Origin of the sequence: Desertihabitans aurantiacus (assembly GCF_003344635.1) — a bacterium.
GTDB classification, from domain to species: Bacteria; Actinomycetota; Actinomycetes; order Propionibacteriales; family Propionibacteriaceae; genus Desertihabitans; species Desertihabitans aurantiacus.
Genome location: NZ_QPKK01000067.1, coordinates 1 through 15,020, shown reverse-complemented (window position 1 = coordinate 15,020; position 15,020 = coordinate 1). Strand labels below are relative to the sequence as shown.

Here is a 15,020-nt window from a genome sequence, read left to right as displayed (position 1 = left end):
GCCCAGCGTCATCGCGAGCAGGCTGAGGTTGCCGCCGACCAGCCGGCCCTCGGCCACCCCGGGCACCAGCGTCGCCGCGGCCGGGGACGTCCAGGTGCGCGGGCCGGCGGGGCCGAGCACCGCCCGGCGCAGGTCGGCGGTGGCCGCCTCGTCGTCGAGCAGGGCGCCGGTGGCGACCATCGGCGAGAACCAGGTCGGCACGCCGAGCCGCTCGGCGAACCACTCGTGCAGGGCGGTGATGTCGGAGCTGCCGAACAGCGGTTTCGGCTCGGCCGCCCGCATGGCGTCGACGTCGAGCCGGTCGAGGACGCGGACCGCGCCGTAGCCGCCGCGCACGCAGAACACGGCGGCGTGGCCGGGGTCGCACCAGGCCTGCTGCAGGTCGGCGGCGCGCTGCTCGTCGCTGCCGGCCAGGTAGGACGCCCGCGGGTGGGCCGCGGTGGTGCTGGGGAACGGCACCGGATCCAGTCCCCAGCCGCGCAGCAGCCCGACCGCACGCTCCAGACGTCCGGGCTCCAGCGGGCCGGACGGGGCGACCAGCGCCACCCGCGACCCCGGACGCAGCGGAGCCAGCACGCGCGCGTTCACCGCCGGCTGCCCAGCCGGGACGGCACCACCCGCAGCAGGCTCTGGGTGTAGGCGTGCTGGGGGTCGAGCAGCACCTGCTCGACCGAGCCCTCCTCGACCAGCCGGCCCTGGTGCATCACCACCACCCGGTCGGCGATGTTCCAGGCCAGCCCCAGGTCGTGGGTGATCACCAGCGCGCCGAGGTCGAGGTCGCGCTGCAGCTCCAGCAGCAGGGCCAGCACCTCACCGCGCACCGAGGCGTCCAGGCTGGCCACCGGCTCGTCGGCCACCAGGAAGGTCGGCTGCAGGGCCAGCGCGCCGGCGATCACCACCCGCTGCCGCTGCCCGCCGGAGAGCTCCTGGGGCAGCCGGCCGAAGAAGGTTTCCGGCGGGTTCAGCTCGGCCCGCCGCAGCGCCTCGGCCACGTGCTCGGCCTCGTCCCCGGGCAGCCGGTGGATCTGCACCCCCTCGGCCACCGCCTGGTAGACGGTGTGCTTGGGGTTGAGCGAGGCCGAGGGGTCCTGCAGCACGAACTGCACGGCCCGGCGGTAGGCCTTGAGCCCGGCTCGGTCGGTCGGTAGCGGCTCGCCGCGGTGCAGCACCGTCCCTGAGGTGGGGCGCTGCAGCCCGAGCACGCTGCGGGCCAGGGTGGTCTTGCCCGACCCGGACTGCCCGACCAGCGCGACGATCTCGCCGCGGCGGCACTGCAGCGAGACCGAGTCGACCGCCCGCACCGCGCGGCCGCGGGAGCGGAAGTCGACCACCAGGTCGCGGACCTCGAGCAGGGGTGGGTCGGCGGGGTCGGGTGATCGCCCTTCGACGGGCTCAGGGCGCTGAGCGGTGGGCTCAGGGCGCTGGGGGGTGGGCTCGGTGCGCTGGGCGTCGAGGGCGTCGCGGCTGGCGACGCGGCCGACCACCCGCCGGGAGGCCGGGTCGCCGATGACGGGGAAGGCGGCGGCCAGCTCGCGGGTGTGCTCGTGCTCGGGGGCGGTCAGGATCCGGTCCGAGGGGCCCTGCTCGACGATCTTCCCGTGGCGCATCACCACGATCCGCTCGCAGACCGCGGCCAGCACCGACAGGTCGTGGCTGATCATCACCAGCGTCAGCCCGCGCTCGCGCACCAGTGTGCTGAGGACGTCCAGCACCTGGGCCTGGACCACCACGTCGAGGGCGGTGGTCGGCTCGTCGGCGATGATGACGTCGGGGTCGCAGGCCAGCGCCATCGCGATCATCACCCGCTGCTTCTGCCCACCGGACAGCTCGTGGGGGTAGGCGTCGGCGCGGGCCACCGGCAGGTCGACCATGCCGAGCAGCTCGGCCACCCGCGCCTGCCGGCTCTGCGCGCTGCCGCCGCGGTCGGCGTGCAGCTCCAGCGCCTCCAGGATCTGCCAGCGCACCGTGCGCACCGGGTTGAGCGAGTGCATCGCCCCCTGGAAGACGATCGCCGCCTCGGTCCAGCGGACCGTCCGCAGCCGGCCCCACGACATCGCGGCGACGTCCTCGCCGTGCACCAGCACCTCGCCGTCCAGCCGGGAGGAACGCGGCAGCAGCCGGAGCACCGACATCGCCAGGGTGGACTTGCCGCAGCCGGACTCCCCCGCCAGCCCGAGGGTCTCCCCCCGGCCGACCCGCAGGCTGACGTCGTCCACGGCCACCAGCTCGGGCTCACCGGGACGCCGGTAGCCGATCGTCACCCCGCGCCACTCCAGCGCGGGTGCCGCCGTCTGCGCCATCAGCGTCCCCTCAGCGTCGGGTTGAGCACGGCCTCCAGGGCCCGGCCGACCAGCGTGAAGCACAGCACCACGAGCACGATCGCGAGCCCCGGCGGCAGCACGAACCACCAGAACCCGGCCGTCGCGGCACCCGTGTCGAGGGCCCGCTTGAGCATCGAGCCCCAGGAGAACTGGGTGGCGTCGCCCAGCCCGAGGAAGGACAGCGTCGACTCCGCGATCACCGCCGAGCCGACGGTCAGGGTGGTGTTGGCCAGCACCAGCGGCATCACCGCGGGCAGCACGTGACGACCCAGCACGTGCAGGTGGCCGCCGCCCAGCGCCCGGGCCCGCTCGATGTAGGGCCGGGCCTCGATGGTCAGCGTCTGGGAGCGCACCACCCGGGCGGTGGCGGCCCAGCTGGTGACGCCGATCGCGATGACGATGGTCCACAGCCCCCGCGACAGCACCGCCGACAGCACGATCGCCAGCACCAGGCTCGGCACCACCAGGAAGAAGTCGATCACCCGCATGATCACGGCCTGGGTGAGGCCGGAGAAGTGCCCGGCCGCCATCCCGACCGCGGTGCCGATGAGCATCGAGACCGCGGTCGCGGAGAAGCCGACGAGCAGCGAGACCCGGGCTCCCCACAGCAGCATGCCGAGCACGTCGCGGCCCGAGGGGTCGGTGCCCAGCGGGTGGGCCGCGCTCGGCGGTTCGTTGATCCCGGCGGTGACCCGGGTGACGTCGAGGGTCTCGATCGGCACCAGCAGCGGGGCCAGCAGCGCCAGCACGATGACGACCGCCAGCACCAGCAGCCCGATCAGCCCGGAGCGGGTGGCCACGAACTCGCGCCACAGCCCGGCCGCGCGGGCCCGTCGACGGGCCCGGACCACCGAGACCGGGGAGGCGGGGGCCGTCACGACGACCTCAGCCGCGGGTCGAGCACCCGGTAGACCAGCTCGGCGACGAAGTTCATGACGATGACGATCGAGGAGAAGACCACGAAGGTGCCCTGCAGCAGCGGCAGGTCGGGGGCGCTGAGGCCCTGGAAGGTGAGGTAGCCCAGCCCTGGCCAGGAGAAGACCGTCTCCACGGTGACCGCGCCACCGACCAGCCCGCCGATGGTGAGGAAGATCAACGTCACCGTGGGCAGCAGGGCGTTGGGCACCGCGTGCCGGGTGCGCACCAGGTCCTCGCGCAGACCCTTGGCCCGTGCGGTGGTCAGGTAGTCCGAGGTCATCTCCTCCAGCACCGAGGCCCGCATCACCATCAGGTACTGGGCGTAGACCACCGCCACCATGGTGAGCACCGGCAGCACCAGGTGGTGGGCCACGTCGAGCACCAGCGCCAGCCCGCGCAGGTCGGTGCCGGCGGTGACCATGCCGCCGCTGGGGAACCAGCCGAACCCGCCGCTGAACACCAGCAGCAGGATCAGCCCGAGCCAGAAGGTCGGCACCGACCAGAACACCAGCGCCAGCCCGGTCTGCGACTTGTCGAACACGCTGCCCCGCGCCCAGCCCGCCTTCTGCCCCAGCCACAGCCCGAGCACGATCGAGATCAGCGCCGCCGACCCGGTGAGCAGGACGGTCGGGCCGAGCCCCTCGAGGATCAGCGCGCCGACGCTGCGGTTGTAGACGTAGGAGACGCCCAGGTCGCCGCGCAGCAGGTCGCCGAGGTAGGAGACGAACTGCAGCGGCAGCGGGTCGTTCAGCCCCAGCTCCTCGCGCAGCCGCTCCACCTCCGCGGCACTGACCCGCCGGCCGCGGGTGAGGTTGATCGCCGGGTCACCGGGCAGCACCCGGAAGGCGAAGAACCCGAGCACCACCACCATCACCAGGCTGATCGCGGCCCCGCCGCCCTTCCAGGCCAGGTAGCGGCCCAGGGTCGAGCCGCGGGGCTGCTCCTCCTCCAGCGCCGGCGTCGACTCCGCGAGCGTCACTCGCGGTCGTCGGCGCCGCCGCGGCGCCGGATCGCGATCAGCACGCCCACGGCCCCGGCCACCACGGCCACCACGATGGCCACCCAGGCAGCGGCCGGCAGACCGCCATCGCCCTCACCGCCGGCCTGCTCGGCCACCACCGGCTCGGCGCCGTACAGGCCCCAGTAGGCGTTCTGGCTGAGGATGACCCCACCCTCGGTGGGCTGGGTGACGAACCCGGTGAACCGGTCGCTGCGGTAGGCCTCCAGCGTGTCGGCGTAGTAGATCGGCATGTTGACCGCCGCCTCGTACAGCACCGAGAAGGCCTCCTTGACCAGCTCGGCGCGGCGCCCCGGGTCGAGCTCGGCGTGCTGGGCGGCGTAGAGCTCGTCGAACTCCGGGCTGCACCAGTTGTTCTCACTCGTCGCCCCCGAGCCGTCGGCGTTGGGCCGGGAGGCGCAGGTGTTGATCGAGAGCTGGAAGTCGGGGTCGGGCCCGATCCCCCAGCCGGTGAAGTACAGGTCGTAGTTGCCGAGGGTGGAGTCGTCGTTGACCTGGTTCGGCTGCACCATCATCACGTCGGTGGCGATGCCGATGTCGGCCAGCCACGGCCCGACGAAGTCGGCCATCTGCTGGTGGGAGGCGTCGGTGTTGCGCCCCATCAGCCGCAGCCGCAGCGGTTCGCCGTCCTGGTCGAGCCGGATGCCGTCCGGGCCCCGCTCGTAGCCGGCCTCGTCGAGCATCTGGTTGGCCGCGGCCGGGTCGAAGGGCCAGGCCTGGTAGCCGGGGGCGAAGCCGAAGTAGTCGGCGTAGACGCTGGGCACCTCGGTCTGCCCGGGCACGCCGAGGCCCTGGCGGACGGTGTCGAGCAGCGCCTGGCGGTCGATGGCGGTGAAGATCGCCTCGCGCAGCACCGGGTCGCGCAGGGCGGGGTTGCCGTCGCCCATCGGGTTGCCCTCGGCGTCGATGGCGCCGGGGTTGATGGCGATCGACTGGTAGCGCCGTCCCGCGCCGGAGTTGGTGGTGATGCCCGGCTGGCCCTCCAGGGACTGGAACTGCGCCGGGGTGAGGCCGTTGAGGATGTCGATCTCACCGGCCCGCAGCCCCTGCACCGCGGCGTCGCTGTTGCGGTAGACCACCCAGGTGAGGCCCGACACCTTCGGCGCCCCGCGCCAGAAGTGCGGGTTGGCCGCCATCTCCACCGACTGCCCGGTGGTGGCGGACTCGATGACGAACGGTCCCGAGCCGACCGTGTCGGTGTCGTTGGCGTAGGTGGCGGCGTCGACGCCCTCCCAGACGTGGCGCGGGACGATCGGCAGCTCGGCGCCGGGGTTGGACGCCTGCGGGGCGGTGAGCTGGATCTGCACGGTCTGCGGGTCCGGGGCGGTGACGCTCTCGACGTTCTCCACCAGACCGCCGTTGGCCTGCTGCAGGGCGTCGTCGTCGATCACCTGCTGGAAGGTCCAGGCCACGTCGTCCGACGTCAGCGGCTGCCCGTCGGACCACAGCCGTCCCTCCGGGATGGTGAAGGTCCAGGTGCGGGCGTCCTCCGAGGACTCCCAGCTCTCGGCCAGGCCGGGCGCGACCTCGTTGTCGGGTCCCCACACCACCAGCGGCTCGTACTGGAAGCGCAGGATGTCGGTGCTCGAGGCGAGGATGGCCAGGAACGGGTTGAAGGTGTCGATGTCGCTGGTCAGCGCCACCTTGATCCGCGGGGCGGCGGCCGGCTCGGCGGAGGCCGGGGCCGGCGCCACCAGCATCCCGAACGCCAGCACGGCGGCCACCAGCACACCCATCGCGCCGCGGACGCGACGCACCATCGAGCTGACCATCTCTCCTCGTTCCGTCGGGGTTCCCGGACGGCACGAACCAAGCAGCCCGGTCCGGACGTGTCAATGGTCGCGGCGGGATACGTAACCCAACCTTGACATTCGTCTCGCCGCGAGGCGCCGCCTCTCGCCAACGGAGCGGTTCTGCAGCACAGTGGCCCGCGACATGTGTTCCGCATCGCTCCCGCGCGTCCCCGACCCCTCCGCCGAGCCGGAGGTGGTCGGGCTGCTCCGCCGGCTGATCGCCTTCGACACCACCAACCGCTCCCCCGGTGACGCCGAGGGCGAGCTGGACTGCGCCCGCTGGCTGGTCGGTCGGCTGCAGGAGGTCGGCTTCGAGCCGCTGCTGCTCGCCCCCGAGGACGCGCCGGAGCGGGCCAGCGTCGTGCTGCGGGTACCCGGCGAGGACCGCACGCTGCCCGCCCTGCTGGTGCACGCCCACCTCGACGTGGTGCCCGCCGAGCCCGAGCAGTGGAGTGTGCCGCCCTTCGCCGGCAGCGTCGCCGACGGCTACGTGTGGGGCCGGGGTGCGGCCGACATGAAGGACATGGCCGCGGCCACCCTGGCGGTGCTGCTGGACTGGGGCCGCAGCGGCCGGCGTCCCCGCCGCGACGTGGTGGTGGCCTTCGTCGCCGACGAGGAGACCGACGGCCGCTTCGGGGCCCGCTGGCTGGTGGAGCAGCACGCCGGTCTCTTCGCCGGCGTGGAGGCCGCGATCGGTGAGTCCGGTGGGAGGGTCGAGGAGTGGCCGCACCGCGACGGGCACCGGGTGCGGCTGGCCCGGGTGGCCGCCGGGGAGCGGGGCACCCTGCACGTCCGGCTGACCGCCCGCGGGACGTCGGGGCACGGCTCGCGCCCGCACGAGGACAACCCGGTGCTCGCCCTCGTCGACGCCCTGCACCGGATCGGGCACCACCAGTGGCCGATCCACCTCTCCCCGCTGGTGCGGGCCCAGCTGGCCGGCACCGCCGACGCGCTCGGGCACCCGGTCGACCTGGACGACGACGCCGACGTGGAGCGGGCGCTGGAGCTGCTCGGGCCGGCCGTCGACGCCGCCCGCTACACCGTCCGGGCCGCCACCACCCCGACGATGCTGCAGGCCGGCTACAAGGTCAACGTCATCCCGGGCACGGCCAGCGCCGAGGTGGACGTGCGCTGCCCGCCGGGCTACCTCGACCAGGTGGTCGCGCGGCTGCCCGAGCTGGTCGGCGACCGGGTCGAGCTCGAGCACACCGTCTTCGAGCCGCCGGTTCAGGCCCCGCTGGACGGGCCCTGGTTCGCGGCCATGGTCGAGGCCGTCACCGCGGAGACCCCCGGCACGGTGGTCGTGCCCGGCTGCCTGGGCGGTGGCACCGACGCCAAGGCGTTCAGCAGCCTCGGCATCGCCTGCTACGGCTTCTCCCCGCTCACCCTCGACCCCGCAGGACGCATCCCCGGCGGGGTGCACGGGGTGGACGAGCGGGTGCCGGTGGCCTCCCTGGTCGGCGGGACGCGGGTGCTCACCCGCTTCCTCGAGCGGGTCTGAGCCCGGCGGGCACGGCCGGGACGCCGACCAGGTCGGCCACCCGGCGTCCGATCTCGGCCATCACCGCCAGCACCTCCCCGCGCGGGTCGCGGGTGGCGTCCTGCCAGTCGGCCTGCACCGCCCAGGCGACCGCACCGCTGGGGCCGGCGGCGACGCCGACGTCGACCCGGACCGTGGAGATGGTGCCGGTCTTGTTGAGCAGCAGGACCCCGCGGTCGGGTTCGCCGTGGGCGAGCGGGTCCAGCCCGAAGGCCGAGGCCACCATCGACAGGTCGGCGTTGGCCGCCAGCCAGCCGCGCACCCGGGCGCTGACCGCAGAGGAGACGAGCTCACCGCGGTGCAGCCGGGCGAGCACCTCCGAGAGCTCCTCGGCACACCCCACCGACAGCGTCGGCGGGTGCTGCGGGCCGCGGTCCTCGCGCACCCGGTCGAGCAGGGCGCTGCGGTGCACGCCCAGCGAGCGGGTGAGCGCGGTGACGGCGTCCAGTCCGACCCGGCGGAGCAGCACGTTGGTGGCGAGGTTGTCGCTGAACCCGCCGACCAGCCAGCACAGGTCGACCACGCCGAGGGTGCCGGTGCGCATCAGGTACCACAGCCCGGAGTCGGCGACGGTCTGCTCCGGCGTCGGGCTGAGCGGTTCGTCCGGGTCGAGCTCGCCGGTCTCGAGCCGGCGGGCCACCTCGAGCAGCAGGAACACCTTGCCGACGCTCGCGGTGCGCAGCACCTGCTCCGGCGCGTGCGCGGCGAGCACCCGGGAGGTCGCCGCCTCGCGCAGGCACACCGACCAGCGGACGTCCTCGGGCAGCGGTGGCAGCATTCCGGTGGTCACCGGCCCAGCCTGGCAGGTCCGGCCGACGTCCGCAGGCGGCCCGGGTGCTGGCGGTGTCGTCCGGGGTCTGGTCTGCTGGGGTCGGCACCGGGGCCGACCGCGGCACCGGGCCGTCACCCCGAAGGAGCTGGAGTGTTCCCCGACGTCGCGCGGCTGCGCCGCACCCGGTCCCGCTCGATCTGCCCCGAGAACCCCGACGGCGCCAAGGGCGGTGCCGCCCGCGCCACCGATGGCACCGGCGCCCATGCCGCCCGCGAGCTGGGCCGGGGTTGGAAGGTGTCACCGTCGGTCGAGATCGCGGCCGGGCAGACGCACGAGCTGGGCCGCATCGACGAGCCGGGCCGGATCACCCACATCTGGATGACCACCCACACCCGCCACTGGCGCTCGCTGGTGCTGCGCGCGTACTGGGACGGCGCCGACGAGCCGGCGGTGGAGACCCCGGTGGGCGACTTCTTCGCCCAGGGCTGGGGCCGCTTCGCCCAGGTGTCCTCGCAGATGGTGGCGACCAACCCGCACGGCGGGTTCAACTCCTACTGGCCGATGCCCTTCGCCGGCTCGGCGCGGCTGACGCTGGAGAACATCGGCACCGAGCCGGCGGTCGTCTACTACCAGCTCGACTACGAGGTCGGCGGCGACGTCGAGGGCACCGGCTACCTGCACGCCCAGTTCCGGCGCAGCAACCCGCTGCCCGAGCTGACCACCCACCCGATCCTGGAGGTCACCGGTCGCGGGCACTACGTGGGCACCTACCTGGCCTGGGGCGTCAACTCCAACGGCTGGTGGGGCGAGGGCGAGGTGAAGTTCCACCTGGATGGCGACACCGACCCGACCATCGCCAGCACCGGCACCGAGGACTACTTCGGCGGCGCCTGGAACTTCGACGTCCCCGGCCGCGGCTACACCGAGTTCAGCACCCCCTTCCTCGGGATGCCGCAGGTGATTCGTCCCGACGGGCTCTACGACAGCCAGCAGCGGTTCGGGATGTACCGCTGGCACGTGCCCGACCCGATCACCTTCGAGACCGACCTGCGGGTCGACATCCAGGCGCTGGGCTGGCAGTCGGGCCACCGCTACCTGCCGCTGCGCGACGACATCGCCTCGCTGGCGCTGTGCTACCTCGACGTGCCCACGACCACCCGCCCCGAGCTGCCCTCCGTGGACGAGCTGGCGGTCTGAGCAGGCGCGTCAGGACGCGGGCGGTCGGATCCGTCCGATCCGCAGCGACAGCACGGCGCCCACGCCGGCGGCCACCGTCATGACCGTGAAGACCGCCCCGAAGGCGGTCGGCTCGGCGCCAGGGGCCAGCAGCAGCGCGAAGACGGTGCCGGCCGTGCCGGCCAGCACGGCGTTGCCGACCGCCTCCCCCACCTGCAGGGACGAGGAGTTGCGGCCCTGCTCGACGACCGGGCTGAGGGTCATCATCGCCACCGAGGTGCTCGACATCATCAGCCCCATGCCGAGCCCGACCACCACCCAGGCCGGCCCGACCAGCCCGAACCAGAGCTCGGTGCGGGCGCCGACCAGCGCGGTGACACCGAGACCGGTCACCACGCACAGCGCGCCGGTGGTGATGAGCTGGTGGCGGGCCAGCCGCACCCAGGAGCGCGACTGCAGCCAGGAGCCGGTGAACCAGCCCACCGCACCCACCGTCAGCGCCGCCCCGGCGAGCACCAGGTCGAGCTCGCGGGTGCGCACCAGCATCAGCGGCACGAACGCCTCGGCGCCGAAGAAGGAGCCCGCCACCAGCAGCCGGGCCCAGACCACCGTCGGCAGCCCGGCACGGAAGCGCCAGAAGCCGGCCGGCATCAGCGCCGGCAGGGCCAGCACGAGACCGACCAGACCCGCCAACGCGACCGCCACGGTGATCCAGTCGCGGTCGCCGTCGGCCGCCCGCTGCCCGGCCAGCTGCACCGCCGCCGCGGCCAGCGCCACCACCCCGGCGGCCCACAGCGGCACCGGACGCGCGTCCGGGTCGCCGTCGAGGACGCCGCTGGCCTGCAGGCGGAGCAGGGTCGGCAACCCGAGCACGGCCGCCAGCACCACCAGCGGCAGCACCCCGAAGAACACCCAGTGCCAGCTCAGCGTGGTGGTCACCCACGCCGCCACCGGCGGGCCGACGAAGGCCGGCACCACCCAGGCCGAGGAGATCCAGGTCATCATCCGGGCCCGGCCCCGCTCGTCGTAGGCGCGGGCGATGACGACGAACAGCCCGAGGTTGAGCGCTCCGGCGCCGAGCCCCTGCACGAGCCGGCCGCCGGCGAGCTGGACGAAGGTCGGCGCGGCTCCGGCCACCACCAGCCCGATCGCGAAGACCACCATGCCGCCGGCCAGCGGACGCAGCGGCCCGACCCGGTCGGCCAGCCGTCCGGCGACCACGGTGGCCAGCAGCATGCCGATGACGAAGAGGGAGAACGTCCAGGCGTAGTAGCGCACGCCCTGCAGGTCCTCCGCGGCCCGCGGCATGGCGGTGGCCACCGAGACGGACTCGAAGGCGATCGCGACCACGCCGATGCAGAGCCCGACGCCGAGGGCGCGGCGGTCCCGGGCGGGGCGGGTGAGCTGGTCGGTCATGCGGGATCCGTTCGGGGGTTCGTGCGGTGCGGGGCCCATCGCAGCACCTCCAGCGCACTGGAGGTCAACCGGGCGCTCACACGGGGCGGGTGAGCACCAGCGGCTCACGCCGGGTGACGGCGACGGTGTGCTCGGAGTGGGCCGAGCGGCTGCCGTCGACGCTGCGCAGGGTCCAGCCGTCGGGATCGACGACCAGCTCGTCGGTGCCGGACATGAACCAGGGCTCGATCGCGATCACCAGCCCCGGCCGCAGCGTCATCCCGGTGCCCGGCTCGCCGACGTTGGGCACGTGCGGCTCCTGGTGCATGGTGCGTCCCACCCCGTGCCCGCCGAACTGCCCGTTCACCGGGTAGCCGAACCGGGCGGCCACCGCGGCCACGGCCGCCGACACGTCACCCATCCGGCGTCCCGGACGGGCGGTGGCGATCGCGGCCTCCAGCGCCTCCTCCGTCGCCCGGACCAGCCGCGCGTCCTCGGGACTGGTGCCGCCGATGCCGAAGGTCACCGCCGAGTCGGCCACCCAGCCGTCCACCGCCACCGCCAGGTCGAGGGTGAGCAGGTCGCCGTCGACCAAGGTGTAGTCGTGCGGCAGCCCGTGCAGGGCGGCGTCGTTGACCGAGGTGCAGATGTAGTGCCCGAACGGCGAGGCGCCGAAGGACGGGTGGTAGTCGACGTAGCAGCTCTCCGCGCCGCGGGCCTCCACCCGCCGCCGCACCAGCTCGTCGATCTCGAGCAGGTTCGTCCCCGCCCGGACGCCCTCGCGCAGCTCGGCCAGCACCTCGGCGACGAACGCACCCGCCGGACGCATCCGCTCCACCGTCCGGGCGCTGTGCAGCTCGACCATGGGCCCAACCTAGTGCCGGCGCACTACAGTGGCGGGATGCGGAGCGGCGACCGACTCGTTCCAGGGAGGGACCAGTGAGCCAGCAGACGACCCAGGAGCTCAGCCCCGGCGCGGAGACGATCCTCGACGAGCGCACCGACCAGCGGCTGGACGACGGCGACCACGAGCGCTTCTCCCACTACGTCCCCAAGGCGCCCCTGACCGAGGCGATGGTGATGGGGACGCCGGTGGTGGCGCTGTGCGGCAAGGTGTGGGTGCCCAGCCGCAACCCCGACAAGTTCCCGGTCTGCCCGGAGTGCAAGGAGATCTGGGAGTCGCTGCGCGACGGCGGCGACGGCGGCGCGGGCGGCGACGAGGGCTGAGCCCGCTCACGCCGCCCGGGGCAGGGTGAGCACCTCCGGGCCGTCCTCGGTGATGGCCACGGTGTGCTCGCTGTGCGCCGTGCGGCACCCGGTGGCGCTGCGCAGCGTCCAGCCGTCGGCGTCGGTGACCAGCTCGTCGGTGTCGGCCATCACCCACGGTTCCAGCGCCAGCAGCAGCCCCGGACGCAGCGGGTAGCCGCGCCCGGGACGTCCGGTGTTGGCCACGTGCGGGTCCTGGTGCATGGTCGAGCCGATGCCGTGCCCACCGAACTCGGTGTTGACCGGGTAGCCCGCCCCGCTGAGCACGGCCCCGATGGCGGCGGAGATGTCACCGGTCCGGGCACCCGGCTGGGCCGCCGCGATCCCCGCGGCCAACGCCCGCTCGGTGACCTCGACCAGCGCCACGCTCTCGGCCGGACGGGCCTCGCCCACGACGAAGCTGATCGCGGCGTCGGCCGCCACCCCGTCGAGGGTGACGGCCAGGTCGAGGCTGAGCAGGTCGCCGTCGGCGAGCACCTGGTCGCGGGGCCGGCCGTGCAGCACCGCGTCGTTGACCCCGGTGCACAGGTGGTGGCCGAACGGCCCGCGGCCGAACGACGGCGCGTAGTCGACGTAGCACGAGGTCGCTCCGGCCTCCTCGATGAGCTCCTTCGTCCAGCGGTCGAGGGTGAGCAGGTTGGTGCCGACCTCGGTGCGGTGGCGCAGCGTCTGCAGGATGTCGCCGACCAGGGCGCCGGTGCGCCGGGCCCGCTCCACCCGGCTGGGGCTGAGGATCTCGATCATGGTGCCTTCCTGGCAGTCGGATAACTATCCCGGTCAGATTATCCCGGTATTAGAGTTGGCGCCATGGTCCGTCTGCCGCTCAGCCCCGCCGAGATCGAACGCGGTCGACGTCTCGGTGCCCTGCTCCGACGCGCCCGCGGGTCGCGCACGGTGCTCGAGACGGCGCTGCAGGCCGGGGTTTCTCCCGAGACGCTGCGCAAGATCGAGTCCGGACGGGTCGCCACCCCGGCCTTCCCGACCATCGCGGCCGTCGCCGACGTGCTCGGGCTGTCGCTGGACGAGGTGTGGGCCGAGATGAGCCGCTCCGGGACAGGAGCCGGCGGGCGTCCCCGGGAGCAGGCGTCCTCGGCGGCGCTGCACCGCTCGGCCTAGACGGCCGCCTCGAACGGCTGCTCGGCCTCCCGCTCGGCGGGCAGCAGGTCGCCGGTCTCGCCGGCCCGCACGGCCCTGCGTCCGAACCAGGTGCAGTAGCCCAGCACCGCCAGCCACACCAGCGCGCCGAGGAGCACCCGGGCCCACACCGGCAGCGTGCTCGGGGTGAGGAAGGCCTCCAGCCCGCCGCTGACCGCGAGCACCAGCACCAGCCCCATCGCGAGGGTCGCCGCCGCCCGTCCTTCGGCCACCAGGGCCCGGCCGCGGGTGCGGGGGCCGGGTGAGATCCAGGCCCAGGCCACCCGCAGCCCACCGGCGGCGGCGATCCAGATCGCGGTCAGCTCCAGCAGCCCGTGCGGCAGGATCAGGCCGAAGAAGACGTCCGCGCGGTCGTGGGCGACCATGAACCCGGCGGCCACCCCGAGGCTCTCGGTGTTCGACCACAGCACCAGCAGCAGCGGCGCCAGCGCCACCCCCAGCAGCAGGCAGATCGCCGTCACCCGGGCGTTGTTGAGCCAGACCTGGAAGGCGAAGTCGTGCGCCGGGTTCTCGCTGTAGTAGGCGGCGAAGTCGTGCTCGACGTAGGCCCGCTGCAGGTCCGGCGGCAGCAGCGCGTCGGCCAGGTCGGGGTTGCCGGCCACCCGGGCGGCCAGCACCGCACCGACGGCGAGCATCGCCACCGCCACCCCGAGGGCCGGCCAGCGGTTGCGGTAGACCGCGGCGGGGAAGGCGACGGTGAGGAAGCGGACCACGGTGGCCGCCAGCACCGGGCCCGACCCGTGCTGCACCGCCCGCGCCCGCGCCAGCAGCCCGGTCAGCCGGGCCTCCAGCAGCGGGTCGTGCGCGCTGGCCCGCACCACCGACAGGTGGGTGCCGACCCGGGCGGTGAGGTCGACCAGCTCGTCCACCTGCTCCCCGGTGAGCCGGCGCCGGGTGGTGAGCCGGTCGAGCCGGTCCCACTGCCCCTCCCGCTCGGCGACGAAGGAGTCGATGTCCACAGACCGCACCCTACGAGGCGGGCGGCTCGGCACCGGTCGGCACTAGGCTCGCGGCGTGCTCTACACCGGGGAGGCGGTCCGTCTGGACCTGCGTCCCGCCCGGGTGCCGACCCGCGCCGTCTCCGCCGCGGTCGACCTGACCTGCCTGCTCGTGCTGTCGCTGCTGTGGGCCCGGGCCACCGAGGAGCTCGACGGCTCCCCCGCCGCGACCGCCGCCCTGGGCAGCGCCGGCTACCTGCTGATCTGCTTCGTCGTCCCGGTGGCGGTGGAGACCCTGAGCCGCGGACGCACCCCCGGCCGCTGGGCGACCGGGCTGCGGGTGGTCCGCGACGACGGCGGCGTGGTCCGGCTGCGGCACGCGGTGACCCGGTGGCTCGCGTTCTGGCTGGTCGACTTCTCCCCGCTCACCCTCGGCCTGCTGGGGCTGGTGGTGGCCGGGGCGCACCCGCAGGGCAAGCGGGTCGGCGACCTGCTGGCCGGGACGGTGGTCGTCCGGGTCCGTTCCCCCCGCCAGCCGCCGCTGCCGCCCGAACCGGCGTCCGACCTGGAGGGGTGGCGTCGCCGGCTGGAGCTCAGCGGGCTGCCCGACGACCTGCTCGCCGCCGCCCGCACCGTGGTGCGCCGCAGCGCCGAGATGCGCCGGCCGCCGCGGCAGGCGCTGCTGGACGACCTGGCCCGCCAGGTCTACCCGCGGCTCAGCCCGCCGC

General features: G+C 74.2%; 15 protein-coding genes. 5 read left to right on the top strand and 10 right to left on the bottom strand.

The window, feature by feature from the left end; all coding sequences use genetic code 11:
• From DVA66_RS07700 to DVA66_RS07680, 5 genes are all read right to left on the bottom strand, one after another.
• Positions 1–588, bottom strand: a 588-nt coding sequence (locus DVA66_RS07700; protein ID WP_198671571.1) for a S66 peptidase family protein, incomplete at its 3' end; no start/stop codon positions are given.
• Entirely contained in the window at positions 585–2,300 is a 1,716-nt protein-coding gene (locus DVA66_RS07695) for a dipeptide ABC transporter ATP-binding protein (RefSeq protein ID WP_114559548.1), read from the bottom strand. The genes DVA66_RS07700 and DVA66_RS07695, both read right to left, overlap by 4 nt.
• The gene (locus DVA66_RS07690) at positions 2,300–3,199 is read right to left on the bottom strand and encodes an ABC transporter permease (protein WP_114559547.1); all 900 of its coding nucleotides are present in this window, start codon (positions 3,197–3,199) and stop codon (positions 2,300–2,302) included. Before DVA66_RS07690 ends, DVA66_RS07695 begins: the two co-directional genes overlap by 1 nt.
• Positions 3,196–4,218: an ABC transporter permease gene (locus DVA66_RS07685; RefSeq protein ID WP_232821830.1), complete on the bottom strand. Its 1,023-nt coding sequence runs from the start codon at positions 4,216–4,218 to the stop codon at positions 3,196–3,198. The genes DVA66_RS07690 and DVA66_RS07685 overlap by 4 nt, the downstream gene beginning before the upstream one ends.
• The gene (locus DVA66_RS07680) at positions 4,215–6,029 is read right to left on the bottom strand and encodes an ABC transporter substrate-binding protein (protein WP_114559546.1); all 1,815 of its coding nucleotides are present in this window, start codon (positions 6,027–6,029) and stop codon (positions 4,215–4,217) included. The genes DVA66_RS07685 and DVA66_RS07680 overlap by 4 nt, the downstream gene beginning before the upstream one ends.
• Before the next feature lie 163 nt (positions 6,030–6,192).
• Between DVA66_RS07680 and DVA66_RS07675 the strand changes: the two genes are divergently transcribed.
• On the top strand, positions 6,193–7,551 hold the full coding sequence (locus tag DVA66_RS07675) for a M20/M25/M40 family metallo-hydrolase (RefSeq protein WP_114559550.1): 1,359 nt from the start codon (positions 6,193–6,195) through the stop codon (positions 7,549–7,551).
• Here the strand turns inward: DVA66_RS07675 and DVA66_RS07670 are convergent.
• Positions 7,526–8,380 carry a serine hydrolase gene (locus tag DVA66_RS07670; RefSeq protein ID WP_157973895.1) on the bottom strand — a complete coding sequence of 285 codons (855 nt, stop codon included), beginning with the start codon at positions 8,378–8,380 and terminating at the stop codon, positions 7,526–7,528. The genes DVA66_RS07675 and DVA66_RS07670 overlap by 26 nt on opposite strands.
• Before the next feature lie 132 nt (positions 8,381–8,512).
• Here DVA66_RS07670 and DVA66_RS07665 point away from each other — a divergent pair, with 132 nt between their 5' ends.
• Positions 8,513–9,559: a glycoside hydrolase family 172 protein gene (locus DVA66_RS07665; protein WP_114559545.1), complete on the top strand. Its 1,047-nt coding sequence runs from the start codon at positions 8,513–8,515 to the stop codon at positions 9,557–9,559.
• A gap of 9 nt (positions 9,560–9,568) precedes the next feature.
• Here DVA66_RS07665 and DVA66_RS07660 read toward each other — a convergent pair whose 3' ends face one another.
• Entirely contained in the window at positions 9,569–10,954 is a 1,386-nt protein-coding gene (locus DVA66_RS07660) for an MFS transporter (RefSeq protein WP_157973894.1), read from the bottom strand.
• A 76-nt stretch (positions 10,955–11,030) separates the two neighbouring features.
• Positions 11,031–11,798, bottom strand: a complete 768-nt coding sequence (gene map / locus DVA66_RS07655) for a type I methionyl aminopeptidase (protein WP_114559543.1) — start codon at positions 11,796–11,798, stop codon at positions 11,031–11,033.
• A 119-nt stretch (positions 11,799–11,917) separates the two neighbouring features.
• Here map (DVA66_RS07655) and DVA66_RS07650 point away from each other — a divergent pair, with 119 nt between their 5' ends.
• Positions 11,918–12,160, top strand: a complete 243-nt coding sequence (locus tag DVA66_RS07650; protein WP_408608898.1) for a DUF3039 domain-containing protein — start codon at positions 11,918–11,920, stop codon at positions 12,158–12,160.
• 6 nt (positions 12,161–12,166) lie between these two features.
• On the opposite strand, the gene map (DVA66_RS07645) is transcribed toward DVA66_RS07650, so the two are convergent.
• Positions 12,167–12,943 (bottom strand): type I methionyl aminopeptidase, encoded by a 777-nt coding sequence (map, locus tag DVA66_RS07645; protein ID WP_114559541.1) that lies wholly within the window; start codon positions 12,941–12,943, stop codon positions 12,167–12,169.
• A gap of 63 nt (positions 12,944–13,006) precedes the next feature.
• Here map (DVA66_RS07645) and DVA66_RS07640 point away from each other — a divergent pair, with 63 nt between their 5' ends.
• Entirely contained in the window at positions 13,007–13,315 is a 309-nt protein-coding gene (locus DVA66_RS07640; RefSeq protein ID WP_114559540.1) for a helix-turn-helix domain-containing protein, read from the top strand.
• Here DVA66_RS07640 and DVA66_RS07635 read toward each other — a convergent pair.
• Positions 13,312–14,313, bottom strand: coding sequence for a stage II sporulation protein M (locus tag DVA66_RS07635; RefSeq protein ID WP_114559539.1), 1,002 nt, complete (start codon positions 14,311–14,313; stop codon positions 13,312–13,314). The two genes, DVA66_RS07640 and DVA66_RS07635, sit on opposite strands and share 4 nt — an antisense overlap.
• Positions 14,314–14,368: 55 nt before the next feature.
• Here DVA66_RS07635 and DVA66_RS07630 point away from each other — a divergent pair.
• Positions 14,369–15,020, top strand: a 652-nt coding sequence (locus DVA66_RS07630) for an RDD family protein (protein ID WP_114559538.1), incomplete at its 3' end; no start/stop codon positions are given.

Coding starts and splice junctions, on each gene's coding strand:
- DVA66_RS07680 (WP_114559546.1), bottom strand. CDS start 6,029: ATGGTCAGCTCGATGGTGCGTCGCGTCCGCGGCGCGATGGGTGTGCTG.
- DVA66_RS07695 (WP_114559548.1), bottom strand. CDS start 2,300: ATGGCGCAGACGGCGGCACCCGCGCTGGAGTGGCGCGGGGTGACGATC.
- map (WP_114559543.1), bottom strand. CDS start 11,798: ATGGTCGAGCTGCACAGCGCCCGGACGGTGGAGCGGATGCGTCCGGCG.
- DVA66_RS07660 (WP_157973894.1), bottom strand. CDS start 10,954: ATGACCGACCAGCTCACCCGCCCCGCCCGGGACCGCCGCGCCCTCGGC.
- DVA66_RS07640 (WP_114559540.1), top strand. CDS start 13,007: ATGGTCCGTCTGCCGCTCAGCCCCGCCGAGATCGAACGCGGTCGACGT.
- map (WP_114559541.1), bottom strand. CDS start 12,943: ATGATCGAGATCCTCAGCCCCAGCCGGGTGGAGCGGGCCCGGCGCACC.
- DVA66_RS07675 (WP_114559550.1), top strand. CDS start 6,193: ATGTGTTCCGCATCGCTCCCGCGCGTCCCCGACCCCTCCGCCGAGCCG.